This window comes from Kitasatospora setae KM-6054, from assembly GCF_000269985.1.
GTDB lineage: Bacteria > Actinomycetota > Actinomycetes > Streptomycetales > Streptomycetaceae > Kitasatospora > Kitasatospora setae.
In genome coordinates this window covers 6,122,659-6,146,379 of the sequence record NC_016109.1, presented here as the reverse complement: position 1 = coordinate 6,146,379, position 23,721 = coordinate 6,122,659, and the positions used below count along the sequence as shown (strand labels likewise).

Genomic DNA, 23,721 nt, shown 5'->3' with positions numbered 1-23,721 from the left:
CTCAGTCCTACCCGCGCCGCCGCCCGCCGACCCCGACCGACACGGCCGCGCGCCCGCACCGGTCGGGTGAACGTGCGTCCGGGCGGTTGCCGCGCGGCACGCCGGGCATCGGCCTTTTCGGGCGATAACGGACATAGCCGCCAGGGGCGTTGACAGCGGCGCGGGTAGCTGGTGGGGTGGGCGGGCCGGGTGGCCGAGGGGGGCTGGGCCGGGGCGGCGGGGGCCGGTGAGCTGGCGTTTCGGGCGAGGAGGCTCCGGTGCAGGCGCGGGTTTCGGTGGCGGCCGGACGGCGGCTGCGGCAGGGCTTGGAGCGGAGCGCGGCGCTCCGCGAGGTGCTGTACCACCCGGCGGCGCTGGCGGCGCGCCGGACGGCGGCGCGGACGGCGCGGCAGGTGGCCCCGAAGGCGGCGGACCGGTTCATCGCGGACGTCAAGGGCACGGCGCCGCTGCTCGCCTCGGTGCGGGCGGAGCGGCGGGCGGGCCGGCGGGGCAGCGCGCTGCGGGCCGCGGCGACGCTGTCGGCGGCCGCGGTGGTCGGCGGGCTGTTCGCCCCGGTGCCGGGCTTCGCAGCCGAGTTCGCGCCGCGCGCGGACCTGTCCAGCGCCGTGCCGGACGGCGCCGAGCGGCCGGACGCGGCGGTGGCCGAGGCGGCCGCGCCGCTGGGTTCGCTGACGGACCCCCAGATCTTCCCGCGCCCGCAGGAGTTGCGGGCCGGCGGCCGGCCGGCGGCGGTGCCCCGGCTGGTGACGCTGGTGCTGGCGGACGCCGCGGACGGCCCGGCGGTGGACGCGGTGCGCGCGCTGCTGGCCCGGGCCGGCGCGGCCGAGGTGCGGGCCGTCCCGCAGCCGCCGGAGCGTCCGGAGGCCGGCTCGCTGGTGGTGTACGTCGGCGGCCCGTACGAGGGCGCGGGCGGCGCGGTCGACCGGGTGCTGCGGCAGCTCGCGGTGGCGGCCGGCCTGAAGGACACCGAGGTGCCGGCCCTGGCGGGCCTGCCGTCGGGCGGCCACCTGCTGGCGTCCGGGCAGCTGCCGGCCGACGGCGGCGGCGCGTACGGCGCGGTGGTGCTGGCGGGCGCGGACGGCGCGGGCACCTTCTACGCGGCGCAGAGCCTGGCGCAGCTGCTCGCGCCGGTCGGCCCGGGCCAGGCGCAGGGCGGCGAGGGCGACCGGGGGTTCCCGGGGGTGCTGGTGCGGGACTGGCCGTCGGGCGCGGCGCTGCGCGGCACCGCGGAGTCGTTCTTCGGGGCGCCGTGGAGCGCGGCGCAGCGGCTGGCGGCGGTGGACTTCCTGGGCCGCACCAAGCAGAACTACTTCCTGTACGCGCCGGGCGGCGACCCGTACCGGGCGCAGCGCTGGCGGGAGGCGTACCCGGCGCGGCAGGCGGACGAGCTGGCCGAGCTGGCGGCGCGGGCGCGGGCGAACCACGTGACGGCGGCGTACTCGGTGGCGCCGGGGCAGTCGTTCTGCTTCTCCTCGGGCAAGGACGTCGACGCGCTGGTCGGCAAGCTCGACGGGCTGCGCCGACTGGGCTTCCGGGCCTTCCAGTTGGACTTCCGGAACGTGTCGTACGACGAGTGGCACTGCGGGGCGGACCGGCGCAAGTACGGCACCGGGCCGGTGGCGGCGGCGAAGGCGCAGACCGCGCTGACCGCGGCGGTGCGGGAGCGGCTGGTGGCCGGGCACCCGGACCTGGCGCCGCTGTCGGTGGTGCCGACCGAGTACCTGAAGCAGGGGTCGACGCCGTACCGGGCGGCGCTGGCGGCGGGGCTGCCGGGCGGCGTGCAGGTGGCGTGGAGCGGCGGCGCGGCGATCCCGAAGCAGGTCACCGGCGAGCAGGCGGACGCCACGGCGGCGCTGTTCGGGCGGCCGCTGATGACGCTGGACAACTACCCGGTGAACGACTCGGCGCCGGACCGGCTGTTCCTGGGCGGCTACACCGGGCGCGACCCGGAGGTGGCCCGGCGCTCGGCGGTGCTGCTGACCTCGGCGATGAGCCAGCCGGTGGCGTCCCGGATCCCGCTGGCGACCGCCGCCGACTTCGGCTGGCAGCCGGACGGCTACCTGCCGGAGCGGTCGCTGGCCGCCGCGCTGCGGCTGCTGACCGCCGGCCCGGCGCAGCGCGACGCGGCGGCGGCGCTGGCCGGCAACAGCGCGTCCTCGCCGCTGGGCGGCGAGGAGTCGGCGTACCTGGCGCCGCTGGTCGAGCGGTTCTGGGCGGCGGCCGAGCCGTCCTCGGGCGCGCCGGTCGACGGGGCGCGGCTGCGGGAGGCCGCGCGGCCGCTGCGCGAGGCGTTCGCGGTGATGGCGGACGCGCCCCGGACGCTGGCGGGCGACCCGCTGGCGGCGGACGCGGCGCCCTGGCTGGCCCGGCTGTCGGCGTACGGCTCGGCGGGCCGGGCCGCGCTGGACGTGCTGGAGGCGCAGCAGGGCGGCGACGGCACGGCGGCCTGGCGGGCCCGGATGGAGCTGGGCCGGCAGCGCGGGGTGCTGGAGCAGAACCCGGTGACGGTCGGCCGGGGCGTGCTGGACGCGTTCCTGGACCGGGCGGCGAAGTCCGCGGACACCTGGTCGGGCATCACCGCGGGCGCCGCCCCGACCACCACCCTGGGCACCGCGCACGACCACGGCCCGGCGCTGATGGCGGACGGCTCCGACGAGACCTTCTACTGGTCGTCCGCGCCGCCGCAGGTCGGCGACAGCTTCGGCCTGGACCTGGGCACCCCGAAGCCGCTGGGCTCGGTGACGGTGCTGATGGGCGGGGGCGACGACCCGGACGCCGCCCCGGCGGCCGACGACTACCTGCGCGACGGGGTGCTGGAGTACTGGAGCGGCTCGGGCGGCTGGCACCGGCTGGCCGCCGTGCACGGGCAGCGGACGGTCCGGGCGACCGCCCCGGCGGGCGCGGTCGCCAAGGCGGTCCGGCTGCGCGCCACCGGCGGGCAGTCCGGGGCGGTGGCGGTGCGCGAGTTCACCGCGGCGGCGCCGGACACGGTGGACACCGCGGTGTCCGGCCCGCCGGCCGCGCCGGGCTCCTCGCCGCAGGCGGTGCTCTCCGGCGACCCGGACTCGGCCTTCCGGGCGGCCGCGCCGCCCGCCGAGGGCGACGCGCCGCTGACCGTGGAGCTGGGCGCGGCCCGGCCGCTGGACCGGCTGACCGTGCTGACCGACCCGACGGTGCGGGCCGAGGCGACCGCGCAGGCCCGCCGCCCGGACGGCGGCTGGACCGACCTGGGCCCGGTGAAGCCGGGCTACAACGAGCTGCGGGCCGACGGCGGGCCGGTGGAGGCGCTGCGGCTGGTGTGGCGGCCGGGCGGCGAGGCGCCGGTGGTCAACCAGGTGATCCCGTGGTGGGCGGACGTGCCGGCGGCCCGGCTGGCGCTGGCCGAGCCGACGCTGGACGTGGTGGCGGGCGCGGCGGCGCCCGCGCAGGCCCGGGCGACCGTGGAGTCGGGCCGGCCGGACGCGCTGGCCGGGACGCTGCGGGCCGAGGTCCCGGCGGTCGCCCGGGGGCTGGCGGTGGCCCCGCCGCCGGCCCTGACGGTGCCGCGCGGCGGGCGGGTGGTGGCGCCGCTGCTGGTCACGGCGGCCGCGGACACCCCGTCGGGCACCTACCGGGTGCCGGTGGTGTTCGCGGCGGGCGCGCTGACCGTCCGCCAGGAGCTGCTGGTGCACGTGGTGCCGCCGGTCGGCGGCGCCGACCTGGCGCGGACGGCGGACGCCTCGTCCTCGGGCGACGACAGCGCGCGGACCCCGGCCGCGGCGGTGGCCGACGGCGATCCGGCGACCTCCTGGAGCTCCCCGGCCAGTGACGGCGCCTGGCTGCGGCTGCGGCTGCCGCAGCCCGTCCGGCTGGGTTCGGCGGTGCTGCACTGGGGCGCCGCGTACGCCTCCGCGTACCGGCTGGAGTCCTCGGCGGACGGCGTGAACTGGACCACCGTGGCGGAGGTCGGCAACGGGCAGGGCGGCACCGAGACGGTCCGCTTCGACGCGCCGGACACCCGGTACCTGCGGGTGCAGGGCGTCAGCCGGGCCACCCGGTACGGGTACGCGCTGTCGGGGGTCGAGCTGTACGCGGTGCAGGAGCCGTAGGCGCGGGCGCGGCGGGCCGCCGGCGCTCCCCGCGCGGGGGGCGCCGGCGGCCCATGAGGCGTACCGGTGTCTTGTCGGGCAGGCCCTTGTCTGTTCAGGCGGAGAGCGGTGCGTGCTGCTCGCCGCGGCGGATCGGACGGGTGCGGACGGGAACGGGAACGGGCAGGACCGCCTCCGGATGGTCGTGGTGCTCGAAGTCCCGGAACTGGTCGAGGCCGCCGTACGGCTCCAGGTAGGGCCGCCAGCGCGGGTCCTTGATCCCGGTGCCGATGACCCGCCAGGCCAGGCCGCTGGGCGCGGCCGGGGGGCGCTTCATCCGCCAGCCGAGGTCGGCGAGGTGCCGGTCGGCCTTGGTGTGGTTGCAGCGGCGGCAGGCCGCCACCACGTTGTCCCACCGGTGCTGGCCGCCCCGGCTGCGCGGGATGACGTGGTCGACACTGGTGGCGGCGGCCCCGCAGTACACGCACCGGCCGTGGTCGCGGGCGAACAGCGCCCGCCGGGTCAGCGGCACGGGGCCTCGGTAGGGGACCCGCACGAAGCGGGTCAGCTTGACGACGGACGGTGCCCGGACGGCACCGGTGGCGCTGTGCAGTGTGGTGCCCGCATCCTCCAGGGCGATCGCCTTGTGGTTGAGGACGAGGATGAGGGCGCGTCGCATCGAGACGACACCGAGCGGCTCGTACGACGCGTTGAGGACAAGGACATGCGGCACGGGGCCTCCTTGGACGCCTGCGGCGCGTGGCTCGCGCCGAGTCGAGCGGGTGACCGCGCCCCGCGCGGGGCGTGATCTCCCTCAGTGTCGCCTTACGCCGTCGTACGACGCCACCATTTCTCCGTGAACGTGCCGCGCGCGGGCGGTGGGCCCGCGCGCGTTCCGCCATAGCCGGTATGCCCAGCTCGGGGCCCTCCTGCACGTACCGTGCGGGTGGCGGTGCGGTGCGTGGCCGGCCCCGGGCGGCGGCGGCCGGGGCGGTCCGGGCGGGTGAACGGACCCTGGTCGGACGGGTGAACGGGCCCCGGTCGGGCGGGTGAACGGGCCCCGGCCGGGCGAGTGAACGGGCCCCGGCCGGGCGGGTGAACGGGCTCGCTACAGTGGGGCGATGCTCGACGATTCCGCTGCCGACAGCACCGTCCCGACGTTCACCCTGCCCACCTCGGCCGCCGATGTGACCGACACCACCCGGCAGGCGGCCGGCTGGCTGGACGACAACTGGCAGGGCTGGCTGGTCTCCGGGCTGCGGATCGTGCTGATCCTGGGCCTGGCACTGGTGCTGCGGGCGGTGGTCCGCAAGGTGATCGACAAGCTGGTCTCCCGGATGGCCCGCCCGGCCGACGGCGGCGACGACCACGGGGTGCTCGGCGGGCTGCTGGCCAACAGCGGCGTGGTCAACACCGAGCGGCGCCAGCAGCGTTCCGAGGCGATCGGCTCGGTGCTGCGCTCGGTGGCGTCCTTCAGCATCCTGGGCACCGCCTCGCTGATGGCGCTGTCGGTGCTCGGCGTCGACCTGGCCCCGCTGCTGGCCTCCGCCGGTGTGGCCGGTGTGGCGATCGGCTTCGGCGCCCGCAACCTGGTCACCGACTTCCTCTCCGGCGTCTTCATGATCATGGAGGACCAGTACGGCGTCGGCGACGAGATCGACACCGGCGTCGCCACCGGCACCGTCCTGGAGGTCGGCCTGCGGGTCACCAAGCTGCGCGGCGCGACCGGCGAGATCTGGTACATCCGCAACGGCGAGGTCAAGCGGATCGCCAACATGAGCCAGGGCTGGGGCACCGCCACGGTGGACGTCCAGATCGGCTACAAGGAGGACCTGGAGCGGGTCGAGCTGCTGATCACCGAGGCCGCCGAGCAGCTCGCCAAGGAGAGCCCGTACGACGAGCTGATCTGGGGCCGGGTCAAGGTGCTCGGCGTCGAGGCGGTGGCCGTCGACTCCGTCCAGCTGCGGATCGAGGCCCGCTGCACGCCCGGCAAGTCCGCCCAGGTCGCGCGCGCGCTGCGGCTGCGCCTGAAGGCCGCCTTCGACCTGGCCGGCGTCAAGCTCAAGGAGGAGGCCGCCGCGACCGTCCCGGCCCAGGCCACCGCCCCCGAGGTGCTGCCGCCGTCCGCGCTGGCCGACCCCAGCTCGGCGCGCTCGCTGGCCGCGAAGCCGATAGCGCTCCCGTAGCCGCGGCGCCCGCGCGGACGGGCCGGGGCCCCGGGGGACGCTTCCCCCCCGGGGCCGGGGTCGGGGCCGGGGTCGGGGTGGGCGTGGGCGTCGGCGTGGGTTCCGGGGCGTCATGACCGCCCTCGGGTTCTCCCGGCGGCCGACGTGTGGGATCCTCTGGCGTCGCACGGTGCGGACGAGGGGGAAGCATGTCGCAGGGGGGCTACGCCGGCGCACTGGTCGGCGAGCGGTACCGGCTGGTCGAACAGCTCGGCGCCGGCGGGTTCGGCCGGGTCTGGAAGGCCGTGGACGAGCGGCTGCGGGTCGAGGTCGCCGTCAAGGAGGTGCTGCTCCCGCAGGGCGGCCCGAGCGAAGCCTCGGCCGCCAACGCGGCCCGCGCCGAACGCGAGGCCCGGCACGCCGCCCGGCTGCGCAACCACCCCAACGTGGTGGCCGTGCACGACGTGGTGCTCGACCAGGGCGTGCCGTGGATCGTGATGGAACTGGTCACCGGCCGCACCCTGGACGACGAGATCCGTGCCGTCGGCGCGATCCCGGCGCCCCGGCTGGCCGCGATCGGCGACGCCGTGCTCGGCGCGCTGGCCGCCGCGCACGCCGCCGGGATCGTGCACCGGGACGTCAAACCCGCCAACGTGCTGCTCGCCGACGACGGGCGGGTGCTGCTCACCGACTTCGGCATCGCCGTGCACGCCTCGGACACCGCGCTGACCGCCGCCGGGATGGTCGTCGGCTCCTTCGAGTACATCGCCCCCGAGCGCGCCGAGGGCCGCGAGGCCGCCCCGGCCGGCGACCTGTTCTCCTGCGGGGTGACGCTCTACCACGCGGCCACCGGCCACTCGCCGTTCCGCCGCGACAGCGTCTCCGACTCGGTGCTGGCGGTCTTCGCCCACCACCCCGAACCGCTGCCCGGTCCGGCGCCGCTGGCCGACGTGGTCGGACGGCTGCTCGCCAAGGACCCGGCCGCCCGGCCCACCGCCGAGGCCGCACTGCGCGCACTGCACGAAGCGAGCGCGGCGGCCGCGGGCGCCGTACCGCCGCAGCCCGCCCCGCCGGTCGTCCCGGCCGTCCCGGCCGTCCCGGCCGTGCCGCCGGGCCCCGGCCCGGTGCCGACCGCGCTGGACCGCTCCCCCGCGCCGCCGCCCGCGTTCGGCCCGCCGTCCCCCTCGTACGGGCCGCCCGCCTACGCCCCGCCCGCCTACCCGCCGCCCGCTTACGCCCCGCCCGCGTACGGCCCGCCCGGGTACGCGGCGGTGACCGAGGACGCCGCGCTGGACCCGTTCGGGGTCGGGGAGGAGCTCCCGGAGAGCGGCTCCCCGGTGCTGCTGCGGATCGTCGGCGGCTTCGCGATGCTCGGCCTCGGCCTGGCGGTGACCGCGTACGTCCTGCTCAGCTACCTGGTGGGCGAGACGCCCGCGAGCGCCGCGTCGGTGACCGGCGCCAAGGTCGCGGTCGAGGCGGTCTCGGCGGGCGCCGCGATCACCGGCGGCGTGCTGGCCCTGCCCGGCGGCTCGCCGCAACTGCGGCTCTACCTGGGCGCCGGGCTGGGCGTGCTGCTGACCGTGCTGGTCACCGCCGTGATCGCGGCCAACGCGCACATCACCGGGGCGTTCTGAGCCGGGGCGTTCCGTACCGCGGCGCTCGGCACGGCGTTCAGGCGTCGGCCGGCGGGGCGCTGAGCGCGGCGGTGAGGAAGGCCCGCACCGTCGCCCCGGCCGGGAAGTGCGGGGCGGTGCCGGCCGGGCCGGCGGCCAGCGGGCGGCCGTAGGTCTCCAGCAGGGTGGTGAAGGCCAGCCGCCAGCGGTCGGCGAGCTCGCGGACCGCCAGGTCGGGCAGCGCCCGGCCGAGCACCACCTCGAACGGGGCGGTGCCGGACCACGGGGAGCCGGTCAGCGGGCGGTCGGCGGCCAGCACGGTCTGCGCGAGCAGTCGGCACAGCAGCCGGCCGCGCTCGGTGCGCACCAGTTCCTCGAACGGGCCGACCACGGCCGCGACCAGGGCCTCGACCTGCTGGAGCGGCGTGCTGCCGGGGGCCGGGCGGGCGGTGGCGGCCTCCAGCCGGTCCTGCCAGAGCGGGAGCAGTTCGCGTTCCAGCAGCGCGGTGACCAGGCCCTCGCGGGAGCCGAAGTGGTAGTGCACCGCGCCCGGGTTCAGGCCGGCCCCGGCGTTGACGGCGCGCAGCGAGACCTGGGCGGTGCCGTGCTCCAGGAACAGCCGCAGCGCGGCGTCCAGCAGCCGGTCGCGGGTGGGGGCCCGGTCGGCGGGCGGCGGGGTGGGTCCTTCCGGCATGCCCCCATTGGATCACAGCGGCGCGGTTCGTTCGCGTTACCATCCAATCAGTGATTGGACGAGGAGTGGACCCGGCCGGGAGGGGGGAACCGGTCCGCTCCCAGCACCTGAAAGGCCCGCACCATGGGTATCCACGCAGTCACCGGCTCCGCCTCCGGCATGGGGGCGGCCACCGCCGCCGTCCTGCGCGAAGCCGGCCACACCGTCATCGGCGTCGACCTCCGGGACGCCGACGTGATCGCCGACCTCGGCACCGCCGAGGGCCGCGCGGCGGCCGTCGCCGCGGTCCTGGAGGCGTCCGGCGGCGTCCTGGACGGCGTCGCCGCGGTCGCCGGCGTCGGCCCCTCGCTGAAGGACGCCGGGGCGGTCGCCTCGATCAACTACTTCGGGCCGACCGCCCTGCTGGACGGCCTGCGGCCCGCGCTGGCCCGCTCGGCGGCCGGCCGCGCGGTGGTGATCGGCTCCAACTCGGCCAGCACCGTCCCGATGATCGACCAGACGCTGGCCGACCTGCTGCTGGCCGGCGACGAGGACGCGGCCCGTACGCACGCCCGCGCCGCGCAGGCGGGGGTGCCGGCCGAGCTGGCCGCCGCCTCCCCCAGCATCTCGGCGTACGCCACCTCGAAGTTCGCGCTGGCCCGCTGGGTCCGCCGCACCGCGGTCCGCCCGGAGTGGGCCCGCGAGGGCGTCCTGCTGAACGTGATCGCCCCGGGCGCGGTGGTCACCCCGCTGATGCTGGGTGCCACCGGCCGCGCCGAGGACCTGGACGCCGACGCCTTCCCGACCCCGATGCCGCTGGGCGTCTTCGGCACCCCGGAGGACATCGCGTTCTGGGTCCACCAGTTCCTCCGCCCCGAGGCCCGCTTCACCACCGGCGCGACGCTGTACGTGGACGGCGGCACGGACGCGGCGATGCGGCCCGACGGGCAGCCGACGGCGCTGACCCTGCCGTAGCCGCGGGGACCGGCCCGGGGAGGGGCGGGGAGGGACGCGGAACGGCGCGCCCCTCCCCGCCCCTTTCGCCGCTCCCGTCCCCCTTCGGCGCCTCCGTTTCCGTTTCCGTCCAACGAACTGGTCACGGGCCGTTGACATCCACGGCTCATGATTGGAAACTTTCCTAACAGTTGGCCGCAACGGCACAGGAAGAGGAGGATCGGTACGTGACCACCCGAAAGACGCCCCGATCCCCGCTGGCCGGTACGCCGAGTCTGCTGCGGGCCATAAACGATCGTGCCGCGCTGGAGCTGCTGCTCGCGAACGGCCCACTGTCCCGTACCCAGATCGGGAGCCTGACCGGGCTCTCGAAGCCGACCGCGTCGCAGCTGCTGGCGCGGTTGGAGGCGGTGGGGCTGGTGGTGCCGGTGGGGACGACCGCGGGCGGGCCGGGGCCCAACGCCCAGCTGTACCAGGTGAATCCGGCGGCGGGCTACGTCGCGGGCGTGGATGTGACCAGCACGACGGTGCGGGTCGCGGTCGCGGACGTCACCGGGACGACGCTGGCCGAGCACCGGGTGTCCGCCAAGGGCTGGCCGGCCGCGGAGACCGTGGCGCGCACCGCGGAGGCGGTCGCCGAGGCGGTGCGCCGGGCCGGGCTGGCGCCGGAGTCGCTGCGCGAGGTGGTGCTCGGGATCGGCGGCGCGCCGGACCCGGTGACCGGGAAGCTCCGCTACGCCTCGCACCTGCCCGGCTGGCACTCGCCGCGGCTGGTGGAGGAGCTGGAGGCCGCGCTGGGCGCCCCGGTGTCGATCGAGAACGACGTGAACCTGGCCGCCGTGGCGGAGCAGGCCGGCGGGGCGGCGGCGGGGTGCGAGGACTTCGTGCTGCTGTGGGCCGAGGAGGGCATCGGCGCGGCGATCGTGATCGCGGGCCGGCTGCACCGGGGTTTCACCGGGGGTGCGGGCGAGGTCGGCTACATGCCGGTGCCCGACGCCCCGGTGTCGTTGATCACCCGCCGGAAGGTGACCGGCGGGTTCCAGGACCTGGCGGGCGAGCCGGCCGTGCTGGCGCTGGCCCGCAAGCACGGGCTGCGCGGCGCCGACGCCGCGCAGGCGGTGGCCAGGGCCCTGGGCAGTGCCGAGGGCGAAGCCTTCCTGGCGGAGCTGGCCGAGCGGCTGGCGGTCGGGCTGGCGGTGATCGCCTCGGTGGTCGACCCGGAGCTGGTCGTCCTCTCCGGGGGGACGCCGACCGCGGGCGGGGAACGCCTGCGGGAGCTGGTCCAGGACGCCCTGGGCCGGATGTCCATCCCGCGGCCGGAGGTGCGGCTGTCGACCGTGCCGGGGTCGCCCGTCCTGACCGGCGCCCTGCAACGCGCGCTGGCGAGCACCCGGGACGTCCTGTTCAGCACCCACTGAGACGCCGGCCGAAGCACCGGAACACCGAGCACTGACGCACGTTCGCACACTCCCCTTCCCCCACACGGGCCGTCGGGGCGCCCCGCCCTGCCCCCGTACCCTCTCCAGGAGTGCTACTTCCGTGGACATGACCCGCAGAGCCCCGTCCGCCCGCCGCCGCTCGCTGGCCGGGATCACCGCCGCCGTCTGCGCGACCCTGCTGGCCTCGGCCTGCACCGGCACCAACTCCGGTGGCGGCCAGGACGGTTCGGCGTCCGGCCAGGACGTGACGATCACCTTCTGGCACGGCTGGAGCCAGGACAACGAGGTGAAGGCGATCAACGACAACGTCGCCGCCTTCGAGAAGCTCCACCCCAACATCCACGTCAAGGTGGTCGGCAACATCGCCGACGACAAGGCCCAGCAGGCCCTGCGCGCCGGCGGCCCCGACGCCCCCGACGTGGTCTCCTCGTTCTCCACCGACAACGTCGGCAAGTTCTGCTCCTCGCACGTGTGGGCCGACCTCGCCCCGATGCTGGCCAAGGACGGCGTCGACCCCGCCAAGACCTTCCCCGCCGCGATGCTCAAGTACAGCCAGTACCAGGGCAACCAGTGCTCGCTGCCGCTGCTCGGCGACGCCTACGGCCTCTTCTACAACAAGACCGCCTTCGCCGCCGCCGGCATCACCGCGCCGCCCAGGACCTTCGGCGAGTTCGCCGAGGACGCCGCCAAGCTGACCGTCACCGACGGCGACTCCTACAAGCAGCTCGGCTTCATGCCGAACTACCACGGCTACGAGACCGCGATCGCGCACTACCTCGGCCAGTACGGCAGCACCTACTTCGGCCCCGACGGCAAGTCCGACATCGCCACCGACCCGACCGTCGCCGCCGCGCTCGGCTGGCAGAAGCAACTCGTCGACCGGCTCGGCGGGTTCGACAAGCTGGAGAAGTACCGGACCTCGTTCGGCGACGAGTTCAGCGCCAAGAACCCCTTCACCACCGGCCAGGTCGCGATGAGCCTGGACGGCGAGTGGCGCACCGCCTCCCTCGCCGAGGACAAGCCCGACTTCGAGTGGGCCACCGCCCCCTTCCCGGTGCCGGACGACCAGGCCTCCACGTACGGGCGCGGCTACCAGACCGGCACCATCGTCGGCATCGCCAACGGCAGCAGGAAGCAGACCGCCGCCTGGACCTTCGTCAAGTACCTCACCACCGACACCGACGCCGTCGTCTCCTTCGCCAACGCCATCCACAACGTCCCCAGCACCCTGGCCGCCCTCGACTCGCCGAAGCTGGAGGCCGACCCCAACTTCCGCACCTTCGTCGACATCGCGAAGAACCCGAACTCCTCGACCACCCCGGCCAGCGTCAACGGCGGCGCCTACCAGGTCTCCCTCCAGAACCTCAGCTTCCGGGTGGAGTCCGGCGAGCAGGGCGACCTCAAGGCGGGCCTGACGGCCACCGCCAAGGAGATCGACGACGCCGTCAACCAGGCCAAGTGACATGACGACCGTGATCCCCACCCTCCCGCCGGCGCTGCGCCGCAAGCGCCGGCGGGAGCGGGCCAGGACCCTGGCCTTCCTCTCGCCGTGGCTGATCGGGTTCGGGTTCTTCTTCCTCTACCCGCTGCTGTCCACCGTCTACTTCTCGTTCACCCACTACGACGGCTACCTGGCTCCGGTCTTCAGCGGCTTCCGGAACTGGGACTTCGTCTTCACCAAGTACCCGCCGTTCTGGCAGGGCCTGGGCAACACGCTCTGGCTGGTCGCGGTGATGGTCACCCTGCGGGTGGCGTTCGGCCTGGGCGTCGGCCTGCTGGTGACGAAGGTCAAGACCGGCAGCGGGTTCTTCCGCACCGCCTTCTACCTGCCCTACCTGGCGCCGCCGGTGGCCGCCACGATGGCCTTCGCCTTCCTGCTCAACCCGGGCACCGGCCCGGTCAACCACCTGCTGGGCGAGATCGGCCTGCCGCAGCCCGGCTGGTTCACCGACCCGTCCTGGTCGAAGCCGGCCCTGACCATGCTGGCCATGTGGGGCATCGGCGACCTGATGGTGATCTTCATGGCGGCGCTGCTGGACGTCCCCCGGGAGCAGTACGAGGCGGCCGAACTCGACGGCGCGAGCGCCCCGCAGCGGTTCCGGTTCGTCACGCTGCCGAACATCGCGCCGATCGTGGTGTTCGCCGTGGTCACCGGGGTGATCCAGGCGATGCAGTACTACACCCAGGCGATCGTGGCCGGGAAGGTCGCCTCCGGCGTGATCGGCGGCTCCGGCCAGCAGTTCGAATCCGGCTACCCGCACGGCTCGACCTGGACGCTGCCGCAGATGGTCTACAACCTCGGCTTCCAGCACTACGACTACGGCTCGGCCTGCGTGGTCGCCCTCATCCTGTTCGCCCTCACCATGGCGTTCACCTCGATCCTGCTGCGGCGCAGGTCCGGCTTCCTGACGGAGGACTGAGCCACCGTGACACTCGCCTCCACCCTCCCCCGCGAGCGGGCCGTGCCGGCTTCCGCCGCCGCCCGCACCGCCCGTCGCAAGGCGGTGTTGAACTGGGTCGCGGTGCACTCGCTGGCGATCGCCGCCGCGCTGTTCTTCCTGCTGCCGTTCGTGTTCGTGTTCCTCACCTCGGTGATGACCGACCGCCAGGCACTGACCTCCGACCTGTGGCCCCACCACTGGCAGTGGTCCAACTACACCAAGGTGTGGAACACCGACGGCTTCCTCACCTGGTGGCGCAACACCCTGCTCTACGCCGCCCTGGGCACCGCGCTGACCATCGCCTCCAGCCTGCCCGTCGCCTACGCCCTGGCCCGCTTCCGCTTCCGCGGCCGCAACCTGGCCCTGATGGCCGTCGTCTCCATGATGATGCTCCCACCCCAGGTCACCGTCATCCCGATGTACCTGTTCTGGGCCAAACAACTGCACCTGTCCGGCACCCTGTGGCCCCTGATCATCCCGATGGCCTTCGGCGACGCCTTCTCCATCTTCCTGCTCCGCCAGTTCCTCCTCACCATCCCCAAGGAATACGTCGAAGCCGCCCGCATCGACGGCTGCGGCGAACTGCGCACCCTCCTGCGCGTCATCCTCCCCATGGCGAAGCCCGCCATCGCCGCCGTCGCGCTCTTCCAGTTCTTCTCCTGCTGGAACGACTACTTCGGACCGCAGATCTACGCCTCCGAGAACCCGGGCGCCTGGACCCTCAGCTACGGCCTGGAATCCTTCAAAGGCGCCCACCACACCAACTGGAACCTCACCATGGCCGCGACCCTCCTGGTCCTGGCCCCCGTGATGATCCTGTTCTTCCTCGCACAACGCGCCTTCGTCGAAGGCGTCACACTGACAGGGGTCAAGGGCTGATGTCCGCACTCAAACTCGCCATCGTCGGCGGCGCCTCCACCTACACGCCCGAACTCATCGACGGCTTCGCGCGCCTGCGCGACACCCTCCCCATCGGCGAACTCGTCCTCATCGACCCGGCCGCCGACCGCCTCGAACTCATCGCCGCCCTCGCCCGCCGCATCTTCGCCAAACAAGGCCACCACGCCACCGTCACCACCACCACCGACACCACCACCGGCGTCCACGACGCCGACGCCGTCCTGCTCCAACTGCGCGTCGGCGGACAAGCCGCCCGCGACAAGGACGAGACCTGGCCCCTGGAATGCGGCTGCGTCGGCCAGGAGACCACCGGCGCCGGCGGCCTCGCCAAAGCCCTGCGCACCGTCCCCGTCGTCCTCGACATCGCCGAACGCGTCCGCACCGCCAACCCCCACGCCTGGATCGTCGACTTCACCAACCCCGTCGGCATCGTCACCCGCGCCCTGCAAACCGCCGGACACAAAGCCGTCGGCCTGTGCAACGTCGCCATCGGCTTCCAACGCAAATTCGCCACCCACCTCGGCGTCGCCCCCGAACTCGTCCGCCTCGACCACGTCGGCCTCAACCACCTCACCTGGGAACGCGGCGTCACCCTCCTGGACACCCCCGACGCCACCACCGGCACCGAAGTCCTGCCCCGACTGCTCACCGAACACGGCCAGGCCATCGCCGCCGACCTCCACCTCCCCCTCCCGGTCATCCAGCGCCTGGGCGTCGTCCCCTCCTACTACCTGCGCTACTTCTACCAGCACGACCAGGTCGTCAAGGAACTCAAGGACAAGGGCTCCCGCGCCGCCGAGGTCGCCGCCATCGAGAAGCAGCTCCTGGAGCTGTACGCCGACCCCGCCCTCGACACCAAACCCGAACTCCTCGGCCAGCGCGGCGGCGCCTTCTACTCCGAAGCCGCCGTCCAGCTCATCGCCTCCCTGCTGGGCACCGACCACCGCACCACCGTCCAGGTCGTCAACACCCGCAACGACGGCATCCTGCCCTTCCTCCCCGACGACGCCGTCATCGAGGTCCCCGCCACCGTCGACGCCACCGGCGTCCGCCCCCTGCCCCAACGCCCCCTCGAACCCCTCTACGCCGGCCTGATCGCAAGCGTCACCGCCTACGAACACCTCGCCCTCGACGCCGCCCTCCACGGCGGCCGCGACCGCGTCTTCGACGCCCTCCTCGCCCACCCCCTGATCGGCCAGATCGACCTCGCCGACCACCTCACCGACCGCCTCCTCGCCCACAACCGCCACCACCTGAACTGGGCGTGACCGGCACCATGCGCACCACCATCGAGCACCACCACGGGGGGACCGGCCGATGAGCCGCACCGCACTCCGGCCCGGCGTCCTCGCCGTCGACGCCGGCAACAGCAAGACCGACCTGGCCCTGGTCGGCGCCGACGGCAGCGTGCTGGCGACCGCCCGCGGCGGCGGCTTCCAGCCGCAGGTCACCGGCCCGGCCGCGGCCGTCGCCGCGCTCGCCCCGCTGGTCGCCGACCTGGCCCGGCAGGTCGGCGCCGACCTGCGGCCGGACGGGCCGCCGCTGACCGACCACGTCAGCGCCTGCCTGGCCAACGCCGACCTGCCGATCGAGGAACAGCAGCTGCACGACGTGATAGCCGGCCACGGCTGGGCGCCGTCCACGTACGTCGCCAACGACACCTTCGGCCTGCTGCGGGCCGGCACCGACGGGCCGCTCGGCGTCGCCGTGGTCTGCGGCGCGGGCATCAACTGCGTCGGCCTGCGCCCCGACGGGCAGACCGCCCGCTGGCCCGCGCTCGGCCGGCTGACCGGCGACTGGGGCGGCGGCGGCGGACTCGCCGACGAGTCGATGTGGCACGCCGCCCGGGCCGAGGACGGCCGCGGCGCACCCACCCTGCTCTCCCCGATGATCGGCGCCCACTTCGGCCTGGCCGGCGCCAACGCCGTCGCCGAGGCGATCCACCTGGGCCGGATCGACCGCACCCGGCTGCACGAGGTCACCCGGGTGCTGTTCGCCGCCGCCGAGGCGGGCGACGCCATCGCGCTCGGCCTGATCGACCGGCAGGCCGACGAGGTCGCCCGGCTCGCCGTGATCGCGCTGACCCGGCTCGACCTGCTGGAGCAGCCGGTCCCGGTGGTCCTCGGCGGCGGCGTGCTGGCCTCCCGCCAGCCGCTGCTGCTCGACAACCTCACCGCCCGCCTCGCCGCCGACGCCCCCCTCGCCGAACCCCGCGTCGTCGTCGCCCCGCCCGTCCTCGGCGCCGCCCTGCTCGGCCTGGACCACCTGGGCGCCGCCCCCGAGGCGCACCGCCGCCTGCGCGAGGCGTACCCGACGGCCCGCCCGATAGCGGCCTGACGGCCCCTCCGGGACCCGCGCGCACCCGGAAACCGCCGGCGGGACCGGCCGAGGCACCGCACATGCCTCGGCCGGTCCCGCCGGCGGTTCCGTCGTCTCCCGGGGTCAGCTCCGGCGGCCGCGCGAGCGCCGGGCCGCGAGCAGCACCGCGCCGCCGAGCAGCAGCAGCACCGCACCGGCCCCCGCGGCCGCGGTGGCGGGCCGCAGGCCGGTGCCGGGCAGCTCGGGGCCGGGCGTCGGGGCTGTCGGGCTGGGCGTCGGCTGCGGGTTCGGGGTCGGGGTCGGGGTCGGGGTCGGACTGGGCGGCGGTGTGGGTGACGGCGACGGGCTGGGGGCGTCGACGGTGAAGGTCGCGCTCGCGCGGTCGTTGGACGGGTCGGTGTCGGTCTGGTCGAGCCCGGTCAGCGCGGCGGTGTTGGTCCGGGTGCCGGGTTCGGCGGCCCGGGCGGTGAGGGTGAGCCGGGCCTGGTCGCCGACGGCGAGGCCACCGATCGTCCACACCCCGGTGGCGGCGTCGTAGCTGCCGGGCGCGGGGTCGGCCCGGACGAGTTCCAGGCCGGCCGGCAGCAGGTCGGTGACGGTGAGCCCGGTGGCGGGCGCGGGGCCCTCGTTGGCGGCGGTGACGGTGAACACGGCCTGGCCGCCGACCGGTTGGCGCGCGGTGTCGACGCTCTTGCCGATCACGATGTCGGTGTCGTCGAGCGGCCGGACGGTGGCGCTCGCCGTGTTGTTCTCCCGCACCGGGTCGGCCTGGTCGGCGGCGGTGACGGTCGCGGTGTCGGTGGCGGGCGCGTCGGCGTCCAGCCGGACCAGCAGGGTGAGCCGGACGGATCCGCCGACGGGCAGCGCGGGCACCGTCCACGTCCCGGTGGCCGGGTCGTAGGCGGTGCCGGCGTCGGCGGTGGGGGTGAGCAGGGTCGTCCCGGTGGGCACCGGGTTGTCGACCACGGCGTTGGTGGCGTCGGCCGGGCCGTTGTCGGTCAGCGTGACGGTGAAGGTGGTGGTGGAGCCGACCGGCAGCACCTGCGGGTCGGCGGTGACGGTGACGCCGAGGTCGGCGACCGCGACCACCGGGATGACCGCGGTCGACGGGTCGGCGGTGACGGTCTGCCCGATCGGGGTGACCGCCCCGGCGGTGGCGGTGTTGCGGAACGAGCCGGCCGCCAGGTCGGCCTCGGTGACGGTGTGGCTGCCGGTGCACACCAGCGACTCGCCGGGCTGGAGCGTCGAGCCGGGGCAGGCCAGGTCGGTGATCAGCGGGTCGCGGACGGCGACGGTGGAGAGCGCGGAGCCGCCGGTGTCGGTGACGGTGAAGGTGTAGTCGACCACCTGGCCGACGGTGTGCGGGGCGGGCGTGACGGCCCGCTTGTCGAGCGTCATCGAGGAGGTCAGCGGCACGGTGACGGTGGACGGCCCGGCGTGCAGCCGGTCGCCGATGTCCGGGGTCGCGGTGGCGTTCGCGGTGTTGACGACCTGTCCGGCGGCGACGTCCGCGGCGGTGACGGTGTAGCTGCCGGTGCACACCACGGTCGAGCCGGGTGCGGGCGCGGGCGGCAGGGTGGTGGCCGGGCAGCTCACCGGCGCCAGCCGGTCGTCCGTGACCTCCAGCGAACCGACCGGCACCGCACCGGCGTTGGTGACCACGTACTGGTACGGGATGACCGTCCCGGCGGTGATCTCGGCGGGCAGCGGGGGCCCGGTCCGGTCGACCTGCTTGACCAGGTCGAGCGCGCCCAGCGGCAGGATCGAGGAGGCGGTGACGTTCCGGATCAGGTGGACGTCGGTGGAGCCGCCGGTGGAGGCGCTGAACCCGAACTTGTAGGTGGACGGCAGCCCGGCCGGGGCCGGCTCGTCCAGCACCTGGTGCCAGCCGGTGCCGTCCTCGAAGTCGACCTGGACGATCACCCGGGGCGACGGCGCGGGCGTGATCTGCACGTTGACGGTGCGCTTGGCCGCCGCCGGGTCGGTGGTGCCGAACGGCGTGCCCAGGCTGCCGGGCAGCGTGCTCGCGGCCCGCGGCGGGTCGCCGGCCGGCGGCTGGGCGGTGGAGGCCAGGTAGCAGTAACCGGAGATGCCGGCGCCCGGGCCGCGCAGGGTGATCACGTTCGGTGCGACCGGGCCGTCGACCTTGACCGGCGACTGCTGCCCGGTCGGGCAGTCCGAGCCGCGCAGCTCGCCGTCGTTGTAGAAGTTGCCGTACATGTCGAGGCCGACGCCCAGGTAGCCGCCGACCACGCCGGGGCTCAGGTTGCGCTGCGCGTAGCCGAGGCTGCCGCCGTCCGCGCCCTTCGAGTCCAGCGGGGTCGAGCCGTCCACCAGGTAGAAGCCGATGCCGTCGCCGGGCTGCTGGTTGCCGCCGTACTGGTACTGCTCGAAGGTCACCGACAGGCCCGCCGAGGACGGCACCGGGCGGCGGTACAGCAGCGAGCCGCCGACGAACCCGGCCGAGTCGTTCAACTGCAGGTAGCCGGGCACCACCCCGGGCACCGGCGCCGCCGGGGTGCCACCCGCCGGGCAGGACGGGATCGGCGCGTCGGACGGCGCGGGCGTGCTGCCGACCGGCGCGCCGGTCAGGCAGGTGTCGCCCAGCGGCTCCCAGGACGGGTCCGGCACCGAGGCGCCGGTGAAGGTCTCGTCGACGATCACCGTCCCGCCGGTCGGCGGGTCCGCCGCCGCCCGCGGCGCCACCGCCACCGGACCCGCCGCCAGCACCGCCAGCACCGCCGCCGCCAACCCGCGCAGCACCCGTCCCGCCATCCGCCCTCTCCCGCCGCCGACCGCCGACCCGGCTCTCCGCCCGCACCGGCGGCCCGAGCGTAGGCAGCGGGGACGCGCCCGCCCGGGCAGTGCGCCATCGGTGGGCGCGGCGGACGGCCGACGGGGCGTCAGGGGACGTCAGGGGGCTGCCAGGCCGGCCCGGTAGGCGAGGATCACCAGGTGGACCCGGTCGCGGGCACCGAGCTTGGCGAAGAGCCGGGCCGGCGGTCGGTGACACCGGGCAGGGCCGCGGGCCGCCCGGATCGGCGAACCCGCCCTGCGCGAGGGGCTGGTGCCGTACCGGCCGGCGGAGCCGCCGGCCGCACTGGAGCAGGCTTTCGTCGACCTGGCGGAGGGCCACGCGGGCACCGCGCGGCGACGACCGAGGGGGAGCCCGCGTGGACACCGAACCGACGCACCGGCTGCGGGACCTGGCGGCCGCCGGGTGGATCCGGGTGCGCTCGCTGCGCTCCACTCTCCCGGGTGCTGCCGGCGGCGGCGCCGTCCCCCGGTGACGGTACGTCACGGTGCCGACAAGTTCCCGGCGCCGGTATCGGTTCGGTGAAAATCCGGCGGTGGCGCCCGGGATGCCCGTTCTGTCCGTTGAAGCCACCGGGCGGGGTTGTTAGTGTCGCGCGCCTACAGCGCGTCCGACACGGGGGCGCGCGCTGGAGTGCCGGGAGCAGCGCCAGATGGCGATCGTCAAGTCCACGATTCAGCAGCAGGTCGCCGACGCGATCGCCGCGATCGAGCCCAACGACCGTCCGGTCGCGACCATCCAGACCATCACGGGCCCGAGCCCGTGGCTGACCAACGGCGTGCTGGGCCTGATCGGCCAGCTGCTGGTCAAGTACTACTTCGTCACGCTGACCCACCGGGTGGTCGTCATCCACCGCACCTCCCGGATCAGCAACCGGCCGCAGGAAGTGCTGTACGTGATCCCGCTGGAGCAGGCCCGGGTCTCGATCAGCGACGTGCGGCGCAACCCGCTGTGGAGCTCGCTGCGGTTCCAGCTCCCGGGCGAGGCGACCCCGACCCGGATGAACATCCACCGGATCTGGCGGACCGAGATGGACACCTTCGTCAACGGCCTGACCGGCGGCGCCCCGGGCGTCCCCGGCCAGTACCCGGCGCCGCAGCTGCCCGGCCAGGCCCCGTACCCGCAGCAGCAGGCGCCCGTCCCGCCGCAGCAGGGCTACCCGGCGCCGCCGCAGCAGCCGTACCCGCCGCAGCAGCAGGCGTACCCGGCGGCCCCGCCGCAGCAGGCGCCGGGCCAGTACCCGCCGGCCCCGGGCGCCAACCCGTACCAGAGCTGACCCGCGCGGCGCCGAGGCGCCCGTCCGGCCGCACCGCGCGGTCCGGGCGGGCGCCTCGGCGTTCCGGCGGGCCCGCGGCGGGGGATGCTCCCCGAAGCCGGTGTACCGAAGGGCCTGCGGGAGCGGTCAAAGGGCTGGTGGTGATGTGATCTGGCACAGGACCACGAGCTCAAGGCGCGGGACCACGTAGTAGGCGAGGAGGCCGCCTGCGAGATCGAGGTAGTGCATCGGCTCGCCGCTGCCCTGGTACGTGGTCCCGTCCAGGTGGAGGGCTTCGGCCGCGCGGACGAGTTCAGCCGCCCTCTGCTCGACCGCGGCGAGGAAGTCGGCCGGAGCTCCGGCGGTGACGTGCTGCTCGCTGGGCAGGTACTCCCAGCTCCAGGTCATCCGTTCACCGCCGTGTAGGCGGCACGGTAGATCTCGGCGACGGCGGTGGCGTGCTCTCTGCACTCCTGGGTGGTGCCGGCGTGGTTGGCGAGGTAGTTCTCCCGGTGGTAGGCCCGGGCCGTGACCGGGTGCCGTTCGATCTCCACCACGGCCGCCCAGTGCGCGACGAATGCCCGGATCGGCTGGACGCTGCCGCTGGTGATGGCCTCGGCCATGGCCTTCGTCTGTCCGTCGATCATCTCGGGGAGGCGGTCCGCCGCCACGACGGCCAGGGCTGCTTTGAGCGCGGCCGGGTTCTGCTCGGGCCGGGGGATCAGCTCGACTCCGTCGTGCACGGGCTGACTCATGGCGGCACTCCCTCTCTCGTCTGCTGCGAGGCTACTCGCTCCGGAAGGCGCTCCTCCCGCCCCCGTGGAAGCCATCCGGCGTCGAACCCGGCCGAAGGGCCGGACCCACCGGCAGCGCCACCACGAACGTCATCACTGTCAGCCGAGGTGGGTGCGGGCCCAGTCGGCGAGCAGCCGGGCGCAGTCGTCGACGGACTCCCGCCAGCTGCGGGCCGCGTCGTCGCCGGCCTCGTCGCTGACGTGCTTGACCAGGCGGACGGGGAGCTGGGCGCGGCGGGCGACGGTGGCGAGCGCGTAGCCCTCCATGTCGACCAGGTCGGCGCGGCGGGCGAGGGCGTCGCGCTCGGCGTCGGCGGAGACGAAGCGGTCGCCGGTGGCGAGGACGGGGCCGGCCGGGCCGAGGTCGATCGGGCCGTCCAGCGGGCGGCCGGTGAGCTGTTCGAGCAGCGGGGTGTCCAGGTCGTGCTGGAGCACCCGGCCGACCTCGTGGGTGCCGCCGAGGCCGGGGCGCAGCGCGCCCGCGGTGCCCAGGTTGACGACGCCGGCCGGTCGCGGGCCGGAGGCCAGCAGGGTGGCCAGGGCGGCGGCGGCGTTGAGCTTGCCCATGCCGGTGAGCAGGACCGGCAGGCCGTCGCCGAGGTACGCGGCCTCCTCGGGCAGCGCGACGACGAGCAGCGGGCGGTCGGGGGTGACGGTTCCGGTCAGGTGCATGGCGCCCAGCTTACGAGGGCGGGCCGGCCCCACCCCGGGCCCGGCTCGGCCCGACTCGGCTCGGCCCGGCTCGGCCCGACTCGGCTCGGCCCGGCTCGGCCCGGCTCGGGCACAGATCGGTCACCGCCCGGCGAACAACAGGCCAACTCCGTTCCGGGCGCGGCTCCGACTGGCGATACTGCCCGGTGACGGGGGTCGGTGGAGCCGAGGGGGAACGGTGGCCGGACAGACAGAGGGGGGCGTCCTGACGCCGCCCGCCACCGCCGCGCCGCCTGCGGGCCCGAGCGCGGGCGCGAACGCGGGCGCGGGGCCGTCCGGTCCGCTGGCCCGGCTGCGGTCGGCCGCCCGGACGCCGCCGGGCCGGCTGCGCGCGGCGGGCGCGCTGCTGGCCGCGCTGGTGCTGCTGTTCGGTCTGGCGGCGAGCTGGCAGTCGGCCGGGCGGTCGTCGGCCACCCGGCAGTTGGCGTCCCGGAGCGAGCCGCTCAGCCAGGACGCGGCGGAGCTGTACCGCTCGCTGGCGGACGCCGACGCGACCGCCGCCGCCGGGTTCCTGATGGCCGCGACCGAGCCGCCGGAGGTCCGCAAGCGCTACCAGGACGACCTGGCGACGGCGTCCCGGCTGATTCCGCGGGCGGCGGCGCGCAGCGGCTCGTCCGCCGAGGCGCAGCGCCGGCTGGCCGAGCTGGCGCAGCAACTGCCGCGCTACGCGGGCCTGGTGGAGACCGCCCGGGCGATCAACCGGGAGGGCCTGCCGCTGGGCGGCGCCTACCTGCGCTACGCCTCGGACTACATGCGGCAGACCGTGCTGCCGAACGCGCAGGGGCTGGCCGACACCGAGGCGGCCGCGCTGCGGGCGGACTACGAGGCGGCGGACGCGGTGCCGTGGGCGGCGATGGTGCTGGGGGTGGCGGCGCTGGCCGCGCTGGGCCGCTACCAGGTGCTGCTGTTCCGGCGCACCAAGCGGGTGTTCAACCCGGGTCTGCTGGCGGCCTCGCTGGCGGTGCTGGTCGCGCTGGGCTGGACGGTCGGCGGGATCGCCTCGGCGGGCAACGACCTGTACCGGGCCCGGCTCCAGGGTATCGACCCGCTGCGCGAGTTGAACCTGGTCCGGGTGGAGGCGCTGCAGGCGCACACCGCGGAGAACCTGAACCTGGTCTCGCGCGGCGCCACCGAGGCGTACCGGGTCCGCTGGGACGAGCTGGCGAAGACCCTGAACGAGGACTCCGGGCGCTTCCCGGGCTCGGTGGCGTACCTGCTGACCGCGCCGCCCGCGCAGTCCCGGCAGCAGCTGTCGGAGGCGGCGCGCTGGTTCGGCGAGTGGCAGCAGCGGCACGCCGCCGCCGCGAAGCTCGACGAGGACGGCAAGTACGAGGAGACGCTGGCCAAGACCCTGGCGCCGGGCCGCGACGACACCGCGCAGGCCGCGTTCGACGCCGCCGACCGGCAGTGGGAGCTGGCCGGGCGGGCCGAGCAGGCCGCCTTCGAGGCGGCCGTGGACGGGGTCGACACCGGGCTGGCCGTCCAGGCGGTCGCGGTGGCGCTGCTGGCCGTGCTGGCGGCGGGCGGCACGGTGCGCGGCATCGGGCGCCGACTGGCCGAGTACCGGTGACGGGC

The 23,721-nt window shown here is 75.4% G+C and carries 18 protein-coding genes; 12 read left to right on the top strand and 6 right to left on the bottom strand.

Annotated elements, in window-relative coordinates; translation table 11 throughout:
• The first annotated feature begins 257 nt into the window (after window positions 1–257).
• Complete coding sequence (locus KSE_RS38800) at window positions 258–4,088, top strand: beta-N-acetylglucosaminidase domain-containing protein (protein WP_051055395.1); 3,831 nt, start codon at window positions 258–260, stop codon at window positions 4,086–4,088.
• Window positions 4,089–4,182: 94 nt separating this feature from the next.
• Here the strand turns inward: KSE_RS38800 and KSE_RS27155 are convergent, their stop codons facing one another.
• Entirely contained in the window at window positions 4,183–4,800 is a 618-nt protein-coding gene (locus KSE_RS27155) for an HNH endonuclease (protein WP_014138560.1), read from the bottom strand.
• A 388-nt stretch (window positions 4,801–5,188) separates the two neighbouring features.
• On the opposite strand from KSE_RS27155, the gene KSE_RS27150 reads away from it, so the two are divergent.
• Together KSE_RS27150 and KSE_RS27145 are read left to right on the top strand one after the other, a co-directional pair.
• Window positions 5,189–6,253 carry a mechanosensitive ion channel family protein gene (locus tag KSE_RS27150; protein WP_014138559.1) on the top strand — a complete coding sequence of 355 codons (1,065 nt, stop codon included), beginning with the start codon at window positions 5,189–5,191 and terminating at the stop codon, window positions 6,251–6,253.
• A gap of 188 nt (window positions 6,254–6,441) precedes the next feature.
• A complete protein-coding gene (locus KSE_RS27145) occupies window positions 6,442–7,866 on the top strand; it encodes a serine/threonine-protein kinase (RefSeq protein WP_014138558.1) in 1,425 nt (474 codons plus the stop codon).
• Between the two features lie 37 nt (window positions 7,867–7,903).
• Here KSE_RS27145 and KSE_RS27140 read toward each other — a convergent pair whose 3' ends face one another.
• Complete coding sequence (locus tag KSE_RS27140; protein WP_014138557.1) at window positions 7,904–8,539, bottom strand: TetR/AcrR family transcriptional regulator; 636 nt, start codon at window positions 8,537–8,539, stop codon at window positions 7,904–7,906.
• A gap of 123 nt (window positions 8,540–8,662) precedes the next feature.
• Between KSE_RS27140 and KSE_RS27135 the strand changes: the two genes are divergently transcribed.
• The 7 genes from KSE_RS27135 to KSE_RS27105 all read left to right on the top strand — a co-directional run bounded on the left by KSE_RS27135 (window position 8,663) and on the right by KSE_RS27105 (window position 16,589).
• Window positions 8,663–9,493 (top strand): SDR family oxidoreductase, encoded by an 831-nt coding sequence (locus tag KSE_RS27135; protein WP_014138556.1) that lies wholly within the window; start codon window positions 8,663–8,665, stop codon window positions 9,491–9,493.
• A gap of 206 nt (window positions 9,494–9,699) precedes the next feature.
• Complete coding sequence (locus tag KSE_RS27130; RefSeq protein ID WP_014138555.1) at window positions 9,700–10,890, top strand: ROK family transcriptional regulator; 1,191 nt, start codon at window positions 9,700–9,702, stop codon at window positions 10,888–10,890.
• Between the two features lie 127 nt (window positions 10,891–11,017).
• On the top strand, window positions 11,018–12,373 hold the full coding sequence (locus tag KSE_RS27125) for an ABC transporter substrate-binding protein (protein ID WP_041293976.1): 1,356 nt from the start codon (window positions 11,018–11,020) through the stop codon (window positions 12,371–12,373).
• A gap of 1 nt (window position 12,374) precedes the next feature.
• Window positions 12,375–13,331, top strand: coding sequence for a carbohydrate ABC transporter permease (locus tag KSE_RS27120; protein WP_041293907.1), 957 nt, complete (start codon window positions 12,375–12,377; stop codon window positions 13,329–13,331).
• A gap of 6 nt (window positions 13,332–13,337) precedes the next feature.
• Entirely contained in the window at window positions 13,338–14,231 is an 894-nt protein-coding gene (locus KSE_RS27115) for a carbohydrate ABC transporter permease (RefSeq protein WP_014138552.1), read from the top strand.
• Window positions 14,231–15,520 carry a 6-phospho-beta-glucosidase gene (locus KSE_RS27110; RefSeq protein ID WP_014138551.1) on the top strand — a complete coding sequence of 430 codons (1,290 nt, stop codon included), beginning with the start codon at window positions 14,231–14,233 and terminating at the stop codon, window positions 15,518–15,520. Before KSE_RS27115 ends, KSE_RS27110 begins: the two co-directional genes overlap by 1 nt.
• Window positions 15,521–15,569: 49 nt before the next feature.
• On the top strand, window positions 15,570–16,589 hold the full coding sequence (locus KSE_RS27105) for an N-acetylglucosamine kinase (RefSeq protein ID WP_014138550.1): 1,020 nt from the start codon (window positions 15,570–15,572) through the stop codon (window positions 16,587–16,589).
• A 105-nt stretch (window positions 16,590–16,694) separates the two neighbouring features.
• Here the strand turns inward: KSE_RS27105 and KSE_RS38795 are convergent, their stop codons facing one another.
• A complete protein-coding gene (locus tag KSE_RS38795) occupies window positions 16,695–19,346 on the bottom strand; it encodes a DUF7507 domain-containing protein (protein WP_014138549.1) in 2,652 nt (883 codons plus the stop codon).
• 692 nt (window positions 19,347–20,038) lie between these two features.
• On the opposite strand from KSE_RS38795, the gene KSE_RS27095 reads away from it, so the two are divergent.
• Window positions 20,039–20,662, top strand: coding sequence for a hypothetical protein (locus tag KSE_RS27095; protein WP_014138547.1), 624 nt, complete (start codon window positions 20,039–20,041; stop codon window positions 20,660–20,662).
• Window positions 20,663–20,788: 126 nt separating this feature from the next.
• Here the strand turns inward: KSE_RS27095 and KSE_RS27090 are convergent, their stop codons facing one another.
• The 3 genes from KSE_RS27090 to KSE_RS27080 form a co-directional block, all read right to left on the bottom strand.
• Entirely contained in the window at window positions 20,789–21,049 is a 261-nt protein-coding gene (locus tag KSE_RS27090) for a hypothetical protein (RefSeq protein ID WP_014138546.1), read from the bottom strand.
• The gene (locus KSE_RS27085) at window positions 21,046–21,396 is read right to left on the bottom strand and encodes a hypothetical protein (RefSeq protein WP_033259869.1); all 351 of its coding nucleotides are present in this window, start codon (window positions 21,394–21,396) and stop codon (window positions 21,046–21,048) included. Before KSE_RS27085 ends, KSE_RS27090 begins: the two co-directional genes overlap by 4 nt.
• A 138-nt stretch (window positions 21,397–21,534) precedes the next feature.
• Window positions 21,535–22,107, bottom strand: coding sequence for a nucleosidase (locus KSE_RS27080; RefSeq protein WP_014138544.1), 573 nt, complete (start codon window positions 22,105–22,107; stop codon window positions 21,535–21,537).
• Window positions 22,108–22,324: 217 nt separating this feature from the next.
• On the opposite strand from KSE_RS27080, the gene KSE_RS27075 reads away from it, so the two are divergent.
• The gene (locus tag KSE_RS27075; protein WP_014138543.1) at window positions 22,325–23,716 is read left to right on the top strand and encodes a hypothetical protein; all 1,392 of its coding nucleotides are present in this window, start codon (window positions 22,325–22,327) and stop codon (window positions 23,714–23,716) included.
• Window positions 23,717–23,721: the final 5 nt, after the last annotated feature.

Bases quoted from the DNA above. Each gene is read 5' to 3' on its own strand.
- KSE_RS27150 (WP_014138559.1), top strand. From the start codon at position 5,189: ATGCTCGACGATTCCGCTGCCGACAGCACCGTCCCGACGTTCACCCTG.
- KSE_RS27145 (WP_014138558.1), top strand. From the start codon at position 6,442: ATGTCGCAGGGGGGCTACGCCGGCGCACTGGTCGGCGAGCGGTACCGG.
- KSE_RS27140 (WP_014138557.1), bottom strand. From the start codon at position 8,539: ATGCCGGAAGGACCCACCCCGCCGCCCGCCGACCGGGCCCCCACCCGC.
- KSE_RS27135 (WP_014138556.1), top strand. From the start codon at position 8,663: ATGGGTATCCACGCAGTCACCGGCTCCGCCTCCGGCATGGGGGCGGCC.
- KSE_RS27125 (WP_041293976.1), top strand. From the start codon at position 11,018: ATGACCCGCAGAGCCCCGTCCGCCCGCCGCCGCTCGCTGGCCGGGATC.
- KSE_RS27120 (WP_041293907.1), top strand. From the start codon at position 12,375: ATGACGACCGTGATCCCCACCCTCCCGCCGGCGCTGCGCCGCAAGCGC.
- KSE_RS27110 (WP_014138551.1), top strand. From the start codon at position 14,231: ATGTCCGCACTCAAACTCGCCATCGTCGGCGGCGCCTCCACCTACACG.
- KSE_RS27105 (WP_014138550.1), top strand. From the start codon at position 15,570: ATGAGCCGCACCGCACTCCGGCCCGGCGTCCTCGCCGTCGACGCCGGC.
- KSE_RS38795 (WP_014138549.1), bottom strand. From the start codon at position 19,346: ATGGCGGGACGGGTGCTGCGCGGGTTGGCGGCGGCGGTGCTGGCGGTG.
- KSE_RS27095 (WP_014138547.1), top strand. From the start codon at position 20,039: ATGGCGATCGTCAAGTCCACGATTCAGCAGCAGGTCGCCGACGCGATC.
- KSE_RS27090 (WP_014138546.1), bottom strand. From the start codon at position 21,049: ATGACCTGGAGCTGGGAGTACCTGCCCAGCGAGCAGCACGTCACCGCC.
- KSE_RS27085 (WP_033259869.1), bottom strand. From the start codon at position 21,396: ATGAGTCAGCCCGTGCACGACGGAGTCGAGCTGATCCCCCGGCCCGAG.
- KSE_RS27080 (WP_014138544.1), bottom strand. From the start codon at position 22,107: ATGCACCTGACCGGAACCGTCACCCCCGACCGCCCGCTGCTCGTCGTC.